Raw genomic sequence first — 14,267 nt, 5'->3', positions numbered from 1 at the left:
AGCGTTGGTAAATGTAACATTTTATAACATGACCACTTGCAATATTATTCAGCATCCTCTAGACTGGGTAATGAAATAATTTTGTAACTTTCAGGAGGCTTTCATAATGAAAACATATTTTCAAAGATTAGGTCGTTCGCTGCAGCTGCCAGTTGCTGTTTTGCCAGCGGCCGCACTGCTTGTTGGTGTCGGTTTTTGGTGGGCATCTGCCGATAACGGCTTTATTGCCCGCTTTTTGCAGGCTGGCGGTAATGCAATTCTGAATCAGCTTCCCTTGCTTTTTGCGGTCGGCACGGCCCTCGGCATGGCTAAAGATAAGGACGGAGCCGCGGCCCTCGCCGGCTTGGTAGCCCTCGAAATTCCCACAAATGTTTTAAAAAGTAGCTCTGTAGCCGCTTTATTAGGGATTAAAGCTGCAAATGTTGATCCTGCTTTTGGTGCGATTAGTAATGTCTTTATCGGGATCATGTCTGGACTAATTGCGGCTGCCCTGTACAATCGTTTCCACGAAACCAGATTACCGATGGCACTTTCTTTTTTCAGTGGCAAACGGTTAGTCCCAATTTTGGCCGCGCTGGTTATGCTGCTAATTAGTGCCGTTTTGCTAGCCGTCTGGCCGCCGCTTTACAACGCGTTAGTTACGTTTGGAAAATTTGTTGTGGGTTTAGGACCTCTCGGCGCCGGCATTTACGGGTTCTTTAACCGGCTGCTCATTCCAACCGGATTGCATCAAGCCTTAAATTCGGTCTTTCTTTTCAATGTGGCTGGCATTAACGATGTCGGAAAATTTCTGGCACACCAAGGAACTAAGGGTATCACCGGTATGTACCAAGCTGGTTTCTTCCCCGTCATGATGTTTGGTTTACCAGCCGGGGCCTATGCGATTTATCGAAATGCCCGTCCTGAACGCAAGCAAGAAGTCGGTTCTTTAATGCTGGCAGGTGCCTTCGCATCCTTCTTTACCGGTGTCACCGAACCCCTAGAGTTTTCCTTCATGTTCGTCGCCTGGCCGCTTTACGTCATTCATGCCCTTTTCATGGGACTTTCAATGGTCTTTGCAGCTTTGATGCACTGGACCGCTGGCTTTTCGTTTAGCGCGGGGCTCATTGATTACATCCTTAGTTTGAAGAATCCCATTGCTAACGAACCTCTCATGTTACTGGTCCAAGGCTTAGTCATGGCAGTAATTTATTACTTCGGTTTTAATTTTGCCATTCAAAAATTTAATTTGATGACCCCCGGACGTGAACCCGAGACGGCAAGTGAATCCGCCGATGCTGCGGTCGCCATTAAGACAGACGCTAAGGATGATAAGTACACCGTTCAAGCTAAACAGATCTATGTGGCACTGGGCGGTGCAGCTAATTTAACCGCCGTTGATAACTGCACGACCCGTTTGCGACTTCAGTTGAAGGATACGTCTAAAATTGAAGAAGCTGCCATTCGTCACAGTGGCGCTGCGGGTATTAACAAACTAGATAAAACCAACCTGCACATTGTGATTGGCACAGAAGTTCAATTTGTCGCTGATGCTTTAAGCGAGCTGTTCAACAAAAAAGTCCCTGTTGCTGAATTATCTGAAGCTACAGCATCCACGACACCTGACGCTACCAAGGCCGATTCGACAATTCAGTCTGGTGCTGTTAGTGCCCTTTACAGTGTGGCTGAGGGAACTTATCTAAATATTGAAGATGTCGATGATCAAACTTTCTCACAGAAGTTATTAGGTGACGGATTTGCCATTGATCCTACCGATGGTCGTATTACCGCTCCTGTAGATGGGACCGTTACGACCGTCTTCCCTACCAAACACGCGATTGGCTTTACAACCAGTTCTGGGTTAGAAATTCTTTTGCATATGGGAATTGATACGGTTGAATTGAAAGGAAAGCCGTTTGACGTCAAAGTCAAAGACGGCCAACCGGTTACTCATGGTGATGTCGTGGCGCAAGTCGATTTACAGGCTATTAAAGCCGCCGGCAAACAAACTGCCATGATGGTTATCATCACAAACATGTCGGCTGTTTCCCTATTAAAATTCAAGATCTTATCTAACCAAGTGACAACTTCCAGCAAGATTCTTGAAGCCACTACCAAGTAACCTTGATTGCGTCAGCTGGTATCGCGAATACGTTCAAAGAGTTGCCTGTTACGAACTTTGCGCATTTTTCAATTTTATATAGATCAAAAAAGATTAGGCCGGGAAATTTTTCCCAGCCTTTTCAAATCTCCGAATTTTAATAGCCGAAATCGAAAAAAGGCGAAGCTCGCCGCGTAAGGATGGAAATCGAACAATTCGAAAAAACGAATCATACGACTTTCGTTATTATGTGCGAAGCTAACTCCTCTTTCCCACGCGCATTTTTTTAAGCTACTGCAACCGAAATCTTTTCGATGATGGCTTCGAAATCGGCTAACGTTTGTTTCCAAGTGATGGATTGCAAATGTGCCATCCCTTTTTTTACCCGTTTTTCAATGGCAAAACTATTTTGGCGGGCGTTTAAAAATGCTTGTGCTAAGTCCTTTTCATTGAAACTAGTCTGCAGATAGGAACCAGCTGGTAAGAAGTAGCTTCCGGTTCCTTCTTTGAAGTCAACAAATGGTAATCCGCAACTCATCATTTCAAAGGGGACCAGCGAAAAATTAGTCATGGACGGTGCAATCCCGAAATCACTTTGATGATACAACTTAACCATTTCAGCCTGCGTCAGTTTCCCTAAATTTTCGCCATTAATAAACTGGGCGTCCTTCTCTGTCCCGAAATAGTGTAAGTTGAGTTTAATTTGGTGCTCTGCCAAAACTTTTTGACAATTCATTAAGGTCAATTGCAAATTAATCGGTGCTCGCCGCGGACTACGCCACTTAGTATAAACCGCAACATCAAATTGTCGTTTCGTTTGATACTGGCTAAAATCACGTTTTTGATAAGGATAATCTGCCAAATTGACTGGAAAATTGATCTGATCAATGGGGCTCGTGACGACGCAATTTTGTTGAATCATCTTAGCACACCATGGGCCTAAAGAAACCATGTGTAATCCCAGTTCATAACTCTTTTTGGCCATTTGATAGCGATCGCCATACGGATAAAAATAGGGTTCATAGTCCTGAACAAAATACATCTTATAACCCGGCTTGTCTTTAATCACGTACGCAGATTCCCATAATGTCGCAATCCAAATATCTGACTTATGCGTATCGAGCTGGTTCATAGCCAGACAAGTCCCTTGATACCCAGCATAGTTAAACTCCGCATTCTGAGCCATTTCTTGACTAGACTGGGGAACATAGCTGAGGTAATAAACATCGTATCCTTGCTGACTTAATAAAGTTCCCAGGTGTAACATGGTGGTTTGACCACCATCATAAGCAATAATTCCGGTCGTCACAAACGTAATTGAATGATAAACATCCTTTTTAGTTTGTTTTGCTGGCTTGTTGTTAAAATATTTTAATAGGTGATCATAACTATGGATATCTCCTTGAGGAACATCCTGAGTTGTTGTTTTTACTGGTTTCATAGATTTTCCCCCTCGTTTGTTTATAAGCGTCGTGTTCGCTTGATTGTCTGTGATTTAGTCATAAAGAGATTATTTTTAGTTTCCGGAACCGCAAAATAAACGAAAATAAGGCATAAAACGCCGCATCCTGCAAAAATCCGGAAAACATTGGAAAGCCCTAACGCACTCATCAGCGCTGGATAAACAAGGCTCACCGAAAAATCCGCTATCCAAACGAAAAATGTCGAAATGCTCATACCCACATCACGCATATCGACCGGAAAAAGCTCCGACAAAATCAACCACGTTAACGGGCTAATCAGGCCTTGCTGACAAATCAAAAATAGCGTGATAAAAGTCAAAACGGTAAAGGCCAGTGTTGGTCCAGTCAACAGATGGGTTACCACGCTTAAAATGGCCAAAATGGTTGAACTGCCCACCAGACCTAAAAGCAATAAATTACGCCGTTTATAACGCCCGACAATGCGCACACTCATACCCACGCTGAGAACTGAAACCAACCCGATAATAATGTTGCCGTATAACGAAGAACTGCGTGTCAATCCCGTCTTTTCCAACATCAGGGTACCGTAATACATGATGGCATTTACACCGGTTATTTGCTGTGCAATGGCCAGGCCGACACCAATGAGTAGCAGCTTAAAATAGTTAGAAAAAATAACCGCCCGCCAGTTCAGTGTCTGGACGCCATTTTTATCGTTCTGCAAATTTTCAACTTCTAGTTTGGCTTCCTTCGGCCGTAAATAGTTCAACATGACTTTCTTAGCTTTTTGGAAATAGCCGTTTTTCCATAACCAAATCGGACTTTCTGGAACCGTACGGTCTTCGAACAGGAGAATCCAAGCCGGTAAAGTTGCCATAAATAACATCACACGCCAAATCCATCCGACGTTGCTAAATAAACCGCCGATAACAGCATTGACCACGTATGCGAGGAACTGACCCAAAACGATCTTAAAATCGTTTCTAGTCACGACCATCCCCCGTTCGCGAATCGGTGAAATTTCAGAAAGATAAACCGGAATCACCTCGGATACTGCTCCGACTGCAATTCCAAGGACAAACCGAAAAGTAATAAAAAACACTTCGTTAGGAGCCAACGCGCACAACAAATTTGCTATGATAAACAAACTGGCAACCCATTGAACCACCCGATGGCGGCCGTACTTTTCAGAAACCTTCCCTGTAAACATAGAACCTAATGCTGCCCCTAAAATAAGCACACTTGAGACTAATCCTTGGCCAAAGGCACTCAAATTTAATTGGGACTTACTAGACATAAACGGCAGGGCACCATTGATCACGCCTGTGTCATAACCAAATAACAGACCACCAATGGTAATCACGCTCGTCGTATGACGTAAATTTCGTTTTCTCTGGTGCAAACAAATCACTCCTTATAAATAAAAATGGCTTTTAAATCAGTCTTCTGCCTCGAAAGTCGCCCTCCTTTGCTAACTAATTAAATGCCATCCAACTACACCGTATCACAAAGTTTTTACATCTTCAAGAAATCCCCATTATAAAGCGTTTTCATTAAAAAATATGCTTAATTTAGATAATTTAAGCACACCATTAATTTTACCATGCAGTTTATAACGCTGTTTCCAAAGCCTTTTTTTACTCTCAAAAATACCCACGTATACATTTGAACTATTTTTAAAAAGAGGTTGGAAATGTCTCCAACCTCTTCCAGTCTCCGAACTTTAACAGTCAGGTTCAGTCAAAAAAGCTGTTTTTTTCGCTCAACTTCGAAAACGCAACGCTTCAAAGGACAAATGCTTCAATTTTCTAGCCAGACCTAACACCTTAACGCTTTAGCAATTTTAATTGTCTGGACAACGGTAGGATACTTGATTTCGCCGCACCTTTTTCTCACGCACTTCACCGTTTGTTTCAGACTAATTCTTTTTGCATCAAATAATCCGTTTGTTTATCATCACCCATGTAAAAGGCATGCTGACCAATGCGCTTAAATCCTAGTTTTGCATAGAAGTGTTTAGCTGGTTCATTATGTTCCCAGACACCCAACCATATTTTGGTTTTGTGATTGGCCCTGGCTATCGATTCGGCCTTTTTAATGCACTGGGTACCTAATCCTTGGTGCTTGAATGCGGAACGCACATAAATTCGCTCGACTTCTAAGCTATCCTGACCCATTACTTCGGTTTGGGCTTCATTTAAATTGACCTTCAAATAGCCGGCGATTTCATCCCCTAATTTCACGAAGTAAAACTGAGAATTAGGATTGGCCAGTTCACGTTGCAGCTTTTCGCCATCATAAGCCGTATTCAGATAAGCCGCCATAATTTCTGGTGAATTGTAAGGCCCAAACGTATCCGTATAGGTCTCCACACTAATTTTTTGTAAAGTCTGCCAATCCTTTGTCCCGATCTTTTCTAATTCCATTTCAATACCTCCGCTGCTTGCCTTTTTTGACAGCTTCCCAATCACTTGCCACATTTTCGCGCATCCGGGTCAGCAACTGGGTAACCGCTTCTTTTTCTTCCGGTGTGAAGCCGGTCAGCGCCACGCTAGTCGAATAGACGTTTTCGCGTTTGATAATCGGAAAAAGTTTTAACCCCTTTGCCGTGGGATAAAGCTGCTTGTTCTTTTTATTCATCTTCCCCAATCGTTTTTCAATCAAACCATGAGCCGTTAATTTGTGAATTGCACGCGCCGCGGTCGTCCGATCGACCTTCAACAATTCGGCGACGCGCTCCTGAATAATTCCCGGGCGTTCACAAATACGCACCAAATATAAGTACTGTCCCTTAGTTAAATCATATTTTTTAAATTCAATATTGCTAATTGAGTCCAGCGCCCGCGCAATCGCGCCGATTTCTCGTAAGGCATCTGCCATTTTGCCACCTCGTTTCATAGAAGTAGTCTAGCATTTTGTTGCATTTACAGCAATACTTTTTCAGATCTTTATTTTTAACCTCCCAAAAATAAGCTGGAAGAATCTCCCCGCCTATTTCGTTCTTCAAATTTTTAAAACCAAAATCCGGGGAAAAAGGTGACCTCAACGACGAAAGCCGAACGATTCAAAGAATCATTCGGCTTCTGCTGGTATGCGCGAAGTTAAACACCTTTCCCCACTTTCTTTGCTCAGGTGTACTTGCGTATTTTATTTTTTTACATTCCGACTACGACTTTTAGTTCACGTTTCAAACAATTTCAAACTTAGTCGAACCAAACAGCCTTAGCAGTTTCGATAACCAAATTCAATTTTGCCCACTGCTCGTCCTCGCTAAGGTGATTGCCTTCTTCAGTAGAAGCAAACCCACATTGCGCGGATAGACAAAGATCCTCTAATGGCACATATTGACTGGCATCTTTGAGGCGTGCCTTTAAATCGGCTGGCGATTCAAGTTCCGGTTTCTTAGAAGTAACTAATCCTAAGACAATTCGTTGATGACGCCCATTATCCGCAATTTTTTGGAGTGGTGCGAATCCGCCTGAGCGTTCATCATCATATTCGAGGAAGTAGCCGTCAATATGCAGTTGTGCCAGGTAATCCGCCACGGGATCATAAGCACCAGCACCCGCCCATGTCGACGCATAATTCCCGCGACAAACATGCATCGTTAAGGTCAAATCTGCCGGCTTATGATCTGCAATGGCATTAATTGCCCGCACAGCCGCCTCTGCTACTGGTTTTAAGGCTGGGTTCAAGGTCCCTTTTGAAAAACTTGCCCACATCCCCCATGAAGTATCATCGATCTGTAAATAACGGCATCCTAAATCATAAAAATGTTGAACCGTTTTTTGGTAGGCGACAATTAAATCGTCCACAAAGGCGTCCAAATCATTGTTGTAATGCTCATCATAAATCTCAGCATCCTTATTTGGAAACATCACAGAAGGACTGGGAATGGTTTGTTTAGCCGTCACCCCTTCTGGAACGATTTGGTTCAAGTAACTGAAACCGGCAAAAAACGGATGATCAGGATTATAAGTGACCTTGTCCGTAATCTTAATGCCACCCTTGCGTGTCTCTAACCCATTGAAATTATACCCTTTTTCTGGGGTAAAAAAGTGTGCCCCATTTAAACCATCAAAGAAATCAAGGTGCCACCAACTACGCCGAAACTCACCGTCAGTTACCGCTTTGAGACCGAGCTCAACCTGTTTTTTGACCACGCGGCTCACTTCACGATCTTCAACTGCTTTTAATCCAGCTGCATCCAACTCACCAGCTTGAAATTTTGCTCGCGCTTCCTTTAAAGCTTCTGGCCGCAACAAACTGCCGACCTCATCATACCGATATGGAAATTGACTCTTTACACTTACTGTCATCTTAATGCGCTCCTTTTTGAACAATAAAAAAACGCCCTTAGAATTTGACTTCCAAGGACGATCATCTCGTGGTACCACCTCTGTTTTCGTTTAGTTCGCACTAAACGACTTAAAGAGTACAGCAACCTTAATTGCTATACTTTGCGCTTTAATGGGCGTACCCAGCATCACTTTGTCCACAGATTCAGCAATGCTTCTCCTCCAAGACCATCTTCATGTCACAAGTGCAGCTCTTTTCACCAACCAGAGTCTCTCTAAAGATCACTTCCGTCACTACTCATCTTTTCATTGTTCGTTTATTTAATTTGATTTTAATGCAATTCTAATCGTGATAAAATTAGTTGTCAAGGCTCAAACCCAATTATTTTTAAAAAGGAGATTTTTTTATGGACCGAACTTATCCCTGTGAACTCACCTGTCTTTGCTTAATCAACTGTCACCAAAAATTACTTGTTATGCAAAAAACGGATTCTGAATTTGAGCCCTCGCTAACGTTTCCCGGCGGCCACGTGGAGCCTCACGAATCTGTGACTGCTGCAGCCATTCGCGAAATCCATGAAGAAACTGGTCTGCATGTTACGACACCGCAATTATGCGGCTTTGTCAATTTTGATCGCCGTGATGGTCGCAAAGAATTCATTTATATTTATCAAATTACCGTAGAAAGGGAAACACCAACGCGCGCCCTAACAGGTACTAAAAATGAGGGGACAACCTTATGGCTACCAATAACGCAAATTCGTAAGTTTCATCTCAATGCGGTAATTTCTGCAGTTTTGGAAACTTACCTGCACCACGTTCCCCGTGAATTATACTTTCCAAAGCAAGACGCTTAAAGTTATGGTTTAATGAATATAGCTGAACCAATTTGAAGGAGCAAAATATGATTAAACCCATTATGCACGATTCCAATTTTCTTACCCAAAAGTCAATGACTGCAACTAAAAACGATCAAGCTGTCTTGGCTGACCTGCGTGATACCTTAACAGCCCACCAGGCGGAATGCGTGGGAATGGCTGCCAATATGATCGGTATTCACAAACGGATCATTATTTGTCAGATGGGCATTTTACCGGTCATTTTAGTCAATCCTACTATCGTTAAAAAATCGGGTCCGTTCACAACCAAAGAAGGCTGCTTGTCACTTTCTGGTGAACGAACCACCACTCGTTACCAGCAAATCGAAGTTTCCTATCAGGACCAAAACTTCAACCCGCAACGGCAACAATTTTCCGGCTGGATCGCCCAAATTATTCAACACGAAATTGATCATTGTGACGGAGTCCTTATTTAGGCACTGAAAAACTAAGATTATCAGCGGATTTTTGCCCATCTAAAAATCACAACGATTACCACTTAACTTTTTAAAGTCAGATGCTTATGCCAACCACTCTAACAATTGCTTTTCTGCTGGCGCAACAAAGGCAGGTATTTCGTATGCCATCACCTGTGCTGAACGGTGGAGTAATTGCTGATATAACTTCAAAAGCTTGCGTAAACTTACCCTAGTTTTAGCCAAAGTCGTTTGGTCATAGCTTTGGGCTAGTTCATCACGCTCCTCAGGGGTTAAAGCTACCCAAACAAATTTGTCGGAAACACCAGCATCAAACTTACCTTGTTTTTTCACCGTAAAATAATACGCCCACATTTTCAAAAGCTCTGGCCGGACGAGCTGATTCAATTGCTCATTGGCGTAGACCAAATTTTTTCGGGCCAGTCCCTTAGCAACGTTACCGGCACACCAATAAAATTCCGTAATATGAGCTTCAAATTCCGCTGGAGATGGTTGCGACACAAAATGGCTTTCCGGACTTGTTACGTGGGGCTCAAGCTCACCAGTCTGACGCCGCCAAACGATCGCATTCAAGTGATCGGCTTTCACATAAGCTGCTTCATCAGCAGCGGAAGCAATTTTCAAATCAATCCGTAGGGTCCCTTCATAGCGGGTCAACCAAATGTGCCACAAGTGATGGCTCGGACCAAACAAATTTGTGCTTTGCAAGCGTTGCACAATTACAGGCTGTCCGAATTGCTGAATCCACCACTCCCCATCTTCTTTTTCAGGGTCGTGGGTAAATAGTGTCACATCAGTATCCGTCCACGCATCAGGAATAACGTGGCTATTATTTTGTGAGCCTTCCAGACCAATTGCCAAAATGTTGGTATTTTTTTGCGCCAGACCGATAAACTTGGTTAAAACTTCATTCATTGTTTATATTCCTAACTTTTTTAACATAGCATCTAATCTTAAATCTGCCAAAATGGTTATTACTGCACATCATACTGTGTTTCACGAATCCCAGCATCAATTAGATCATGAGGATTCTCCATTTCTTCACTATTCCAAGCAGATACACCGACTATCATTTCAATCGCTAATGGAGCTAATGAGGTCTTCAGCAAATTTTTATTGAATCCTAACTTAACTCGATTTGCGGCAATCCTTGCACCGTCAGTATTTGTGAACAACAAGATTGCCCAAGTTGGATCATCATGATTTAGTAAATAAGTAATGTCATTGTCACGAGTTGTCTGCGTAATTGTTTGTGATGCCAACTTCAATAAATCACGTAGTTGTTCCGGACTCATCATACGTTTCAAATCATTAAAATATCTTATTTTTATGATTATTGTAGTCACTGGAAGATTAAAACGTTTATTAGTTTCAATAAAAACTGCTGCATCCTCCATGTAGGCTACCATTGTTCGTAAACTCGTTTCATCATCAAATGCGCCTTGTTCAATAATATTTGCTCGTAAATCTTCATTGACCTTTTGCAGCTGAATCTGATTAAGCGTCATGAAATGGAGCGCAATGGAAAGAAGTATTGGTAAAAATAACCAAAAAGTTAATTTCCACGGTATTGTTTCTGTGCCCCTTAAATACTGAAAAATAATGATCACAGTTTGAAAAGCAATAAATAATAAATTGATGATCAAACTGGGAATAATTCCTAGAAAGTACGTAATGATTAATACGGTTACTGTACAGAACAAAAAGATAACGTTTAGTAAAACATGGCCCGTTAAAGCTATTAGGATCATCGTTATACTAATTAAAGCTAAAAAAAGTAACAGACCAATATCAGAGTACAAACTTAACTTCTCATTATGGTTTTTTGTCATTAGTCGCATGCCTCCCGATTAGTCCTTGCTTTCTTAAGGTTAAGAAAATCGCTATCCCTATTATTACTAAAACTAGCAATGCTAATCCTAAGTAAATGATTAGTTGTGAATGTTTACTAAAAGATCGCCTCTGAGCTAACTTCTGGTTAATAAATTTATTTTTCTTAAAGCGATAGCCATAATGGTTATTGTCTTGATCAACGACAATAGCATCTCCTGTATACTGTTGAATATTTTTTTGAAAGTTTATTTGTGTTGATGCTAAATAGACCGCCCTTGAACTTTTTCCAGTTACTACTAGCATTCCTCGTCTATGATTGTATGGCGAGCGCAATAATTGTGCTGTACCTATTGTTTTACCATACTCTTTTTCAATACTTAGTTTCTCATTTGACTTAATTCCTTGAAATCTAGAATCATATTGAAAATATAAATTCGCATTTAATTTTCTAATCAAAGAATTATTTTGAGGAGTACCTACAACAATTACATTTCTATCTTTTAAATCTTTTTCCCTTGGTGGATGGTTATAAAATTGAATACTACCGGTATTACTTTTAGCAAAGCTACCAATCAAGTTAAAAATGTTGGTTAGTGTTCTAAAATCATCAGTAGTCAAGTTTTCGGGAATGACCACTGCAATGTCATTGTACGTTTCATTCTTAATAAATAGAGTCGGATAGTTATTAAAAAGGAGATCATTGCTTATTTGCGATTTTACAATCATTTCAGACTGCGAATTAATTTCTGCCCACGGCGTTTGGCTATTGTCCGAAATGCTCTGACCCTTCATTTCTAAATCAAAAGCTACCTTCACAACGAAACTACTTCCAAGTGACGTTCCTTTTGGTACAGTCAGAGTTAATTCATCTCCACTCGCCTTCGCCTTAGTTAATTTTTTACTGCCAAGTGTTGTATTGTTAACTGATATTGTCACTAATGAGCGAGCAAAATTCAGATTCTGACTATACCTAAAATGAAGTGTGACATGAGATCCATCAGCATTAGAACGATCATTTGGTAACGTGATCAAATAACTACTTTCCTGGTGACCAGCTCCCTCAACTTTATCAGTTTGATTAGATAATTGATAAACACCATTATCATGTAAAGACGATGTGAAGGTGGCTGTCTGCGAAGTAATAAATTTCTGGGAACGATTTACTTCATTCATTAATTCTGCATTAGCGACGAAACGTGCTGCCTTCTTTAATAAACGAGCTTTTTTTGAGGTGACAATCAAGTAATGCTTTCCTTTTGTATAGTAGGTTTTTATAATAGCGTAATGTGACAGTTCCTCTTGATTCACCTGTCGCTTTAAGTTCTTTGGCAAATGTTGATAAGCAGCCACAATCATTAAATAATCGCCCTTTTTCGCATTCATTTGCCGTTCTGGCACAACCTGAATCTGATTATTTTCTGTTGTAATAACGCGAGATTCTCCTGACATAGCTATCATACTTGCAGTGAGTTCTGCGTCCGAAGGATTATTTGCAGTTACAATTCTTGCACGTTGATACGCGATTGTGTCTTGCCCGGAAAAATGATCATAAAACGAGTGCAGTGTTGGGTCTGCTTTCTCTAAGTTATACTCAAAGTTAATATTTGATCCTTGCTCAATTGTTAGCCAATTGGCTGGCGTTTGCGCTAATTCATAATTCTTATTACCTATTTGATTTAGGACCTGTCCTTCAATTTGGAGTTTATTTTCTCCTTGCAAAAGTCGTAAAGGAATTTCTACTTTCTCCGTCTGTAAGCCAGTTCTTCGTTTAGGACGGAAAGACTTAAATTTTGTACCGTTAATGGAAACTGTAATGTCTGAATCCTGTCGAGATGCCAACTGCGAAATTTGATAGCTAAAATTAAACGTTACTTTTTTTATTTTCCAATAATCCATTTTGGTAAAATACATACTTGTTTTGACAGATCTGCCTGATAATGTCGTCGTATTATTTTGAAATTGTTGAACATACGTCTGATTTTTATCTGCTTGTGCCTTATTTGGAACCATCAAAAATGCTGCTAAGCACACACTTGCTACAATAAGCGCTTTAGAAAAACTACTTATAACGTTTTGTCTTATACCATTTTGCTTGCTTATGAAAAATTTACTCACGAACATATCCCACCATTCCATATAATGCGACTGCTAACCACATTTGACTATATACTAAGTACATAAAAATAATTAATAACAAGTTACTAAATGTCATTTCTCCACGCTCTGTGGTAATTGTGACAAACGTGCTGACCACAAACATCAAAACCGCGAATAACCATAAAGAATTACTAAATCCTTGTAAATCTGAATGGATAACACCTGCTACGGATAAAACAAAGACTGAATCTGACAAAACTAGTGATGTCATCAACAAAAAATAAATTGATAAGAAATAGATCAGGTCAAATCGAATCGGTCTTCCTCGCTTGCTGAAGAGTAAATGAGCATTCTTTACAACCACATAAATATTTCCCTTTACCCATCGGGTACGTTGATGAAACCAGACATCAAGCGTTTGTGGCTCTTGTTCCCAAGTTACAGCTCTGGGCTGAAACCCAATACGATAGCCCATTTCATAAAGTCTGAAGCTAATTTCCGTATCTTCTGCTAGCGCTTTCGTGTCCCAACCACCAACTTTTTCAATCGCACTTCTTCTAATAACATAATTTGTACCGGGAATGGTACTTAAATGAAATAGTTTTTGTCGTCCAGCTTGAGCCATCCACTGAAAAGACAATGTTTCTATATTTATAAAACGGGTAAGTAATGACGCATTTTTATTACGAGTTCGAAATTTTCCAATCACAGCTGCCAACTGATCATTCGTTAACAACTCTGCAACTAATATCCTTAAAGCTTCCTTTTCTGGGGTATTATCGGCATCATAAATTGAAATAACCGATCCTCTTGCTTGTTTAAAACCAATGTTTAGCGCATTTGATTTACCTTTTCCGCCATTTTCCTTATCTGTATTAATAACTTTTAAACGGGTTGAGGAAAATTCTTGTTGTAGCAAAGCTAATTTCTCTGCTGAATGATCATCCGAATTATCATTAATGACGATTACTTCATATTTATTCTGAGGATAATCAAAACTTAGTAAAGCTATCACAGTTTTGACAATGACAATTTCTTCGTTATGTGCTGGCACTAGTATTGACACAAACGGTATTTCATCGGGTAGTTTAGGATCCGGTTTAGTATTGTGCTGAAGATACCATGTATATCCAGCAATTGTTAAAATTAAATTAACAACTAAAGTTCCCCATATTGCGATAATTGCGACAAACAGAAAAAAATCTAGAATTGAGATAATA

At 40.6% G+C, this 14,267-nt stretch carries 12 protein-coding genes and 1 other annotated feature; of the genes, 3 read left to right on the top strand and 9 right to left on the bottom strand.

Translation table 11 applies throughout. The features are described 5' to 3' along the window. The first annotated feature begins 106 nt into the window (after positions 1–106). Positions 107–2,101 carry an N-acetylglucosamine-specific PTS transporter subunit IIBC gene (nagE, locus tag ACLJJ6_RS00295; protein WP_412989488.1) on the top strand — a complete coding sequence of 665 codons (1,995 nt, stop codon included), beginning with the start codon at positions 107–109 and terminating at the stop codon, positions 2,099–2,101. Positions 2,102–2,366: 265 nt separating this feature from the next. On the opposite strand, the gene ACLJJ6_RS00290 is transcribed toward nagE, so the two are convergent. The 5 genes from ACLJJ6_RS00290 to ACLJJ6_RS00270 all read right to left on the bottom strand — a co-directional run bounded on the left by ACLJJ6_RS00290 (position 2,367) and on the right by ACLJJ6_RS00270 (position 7,823). After that, the gene (locus tag ACLJJ6_RS00290) at positions 2,367–3,521 is read right to left on the bottom strand and encodes a glycosyltransferase (protein ID WP_412989487.1); all 1,155 of its coding nucleotides are present in this window, start codon (positions 3,519–3,521) and stop codon (positions 2,367–2,369) included. Between the two features lie 20 nt (positions 3,522–3,541). Next, complete coding sequence (locus tag ACLJJ6_RS00285; protein WP_412989486.1) at positions 3,542–4,906, bottom strand: sugar porter family MFS transporter; 1,365 nt, start codon at positions 4,904–4,906, stop codon at positions 3,542–3,544. Positions 4,907–5,417: 511 nt separating this feature from the next. Further along, positions 5,418–5,930, bottom strand: a complete 513-nt coding sequence (locus ACLJJ6_RS00280; RefSeq protein WP_412989485.1) for a GNAT family N-acetyltransferase — start codon at positions 5,928–5,930, stop codon at positions 5,418–5,420. A 1-nt stretch (position 5,931) separates the two neighbouring features. Then, the gene (locus tag ACLJJ6_RS00275) at positions 5,932–6,384 is read right to left on the bottom strand and encodes a MarR family winged helix-turn-helix transcriptional regulator (protein WP_412989484.1); all 453 of its coding nucleotides are present in this window, start codon (positions 6,382–6,384) and stop codon (positions 5,932–5,934) included. 323 nt (positions 6,385–6,707) lie between these two features. Then, positions 6,708–7,823, bottom strand: a complete 1,116-nt coding sequence (locus ACLJJ6_RS00270; protein WP_412989483.1) for a 5-methyltetrahydropteroyltriglutamate--homocysteine S-methyltransferase — start codon at positions 7,821–7,823, stop codon at positions 6,708–6,710. A gap of 50 nt (positions 7,824–7,873) precedes the next feature. Beyond that, positions 7,874–8,121 (bottom strand) — a binding site (T-box leader). 88 nt (positions 8,122–8,209) lie between these two features. Between ACLJJ6_RS00270 and ACLJJ6_RS00265 the strand changes: the two genes are divergently transcribed. Both ACLJJ6_RS00265 and ACLJJ6_RS00260 read left to right on the top strand, forming a co-directional pair. Next, positions 8,210–8,659 (top strand): NUDIX domain-containing protein, encoded by a 450-nt coding sequence (locus tag ACLJJ6_RS00265; protein ID WP_412989482.1) that lies wholly within the window; start codon positions 8,210–8,212, stop codon positions 8,657–8,659. 47 nt (positions 8,660–8,706) lie between these two features. Continuing rightward, entirely contained in the window at positions 8,707–9,117 is a 411-nt protein-coding gene (locus tag ACLJJ6_RS00260; RefSeq protein WP_412989481.1) for a peptide deformylase, read from the top strand. 84 nt (positions 9,118–9,201) lie between these two features. Here ACLJJ6_RS00260 and ACLJJ6_RS00255 read toward each other — a convergent pair whose 3' ends face one another. From ACLJJ6_RS00255 to ACLJJ6_RS00240, 4 genes are read right to left on the bottom strand one after another with little or no spacing between them, the layout of a single operon-like run. Then, entirely contained in the window at positions 9,202–10,032 is an 831-nt protein-coding gene (locus ACLJJ6_RS00255; RefSeq protein ID WP_412989480.1) for an aminoglycoside 6-adenylyltransferase, read from the bottom strand. Between the two features lie 59 nt (positions 10,033–10,091). Beyond that, positions 10,092–10,949 (bottom strand): GGDEF domain-containing protein, encoded by an 858-nt coding sequence (locus tag ACLJJ6_RS00250; protein WP_412989479.1) that lies wholly within the window; start codon positions 10,947–10,949, stop codon positions 10,092–10,094. After that, positions 10,933–13,086: a cellulose biosynthesis cyclic di-GMP-binding regulatory protein BcsB gene (locus ACLJJ6_RS00245; protein ID WP_412989478.1), complete on the bottom strand. Its 2,154-nt coding sequence runs from the start codon at positions 13,084–13,086 to the stop codon at positions 10,933–10,935. The genes ACLJJ6_RS00250 and ACLJJ6_RS00245 overlap by 17 nt, the downstream gene beginning before the upstream one ends. Then, the gene (locus ACLJJ6_RS00240; RefSeq protein WP_412990477.1) at positions 13,058–14,263 is read right to left on the bottom strand and encodes a glycosyltransferase family 2 protein; all 1,206 of its coding nucleotides are present in this window, start codon (positions 14,261–14,263) and stop codon (positions 13,058–13,060) included. Before ACLJJ6_RS00240 ends, ACLJJ6_RS00245 begins: the two co-directional genes overlap by 29 nt. Positions 14,264–14,267 lie beyond the last annotated feature (4 nt).

It is taken from the genome of Pediococcus siamensis (assembly GCF_047220215.1).
Taxonomy (GTDB): Bacteria; Bacillota; Bacilli; order Lactobacillales; family Lactobacillaceae; genus Pediococcus; species Pediococcus siamensis.
The sequence above is the reverse complement of the archived record's forward strand: the minus strand, read 5'-3'. Positions and strand labels throughout refer to the sequence as shown.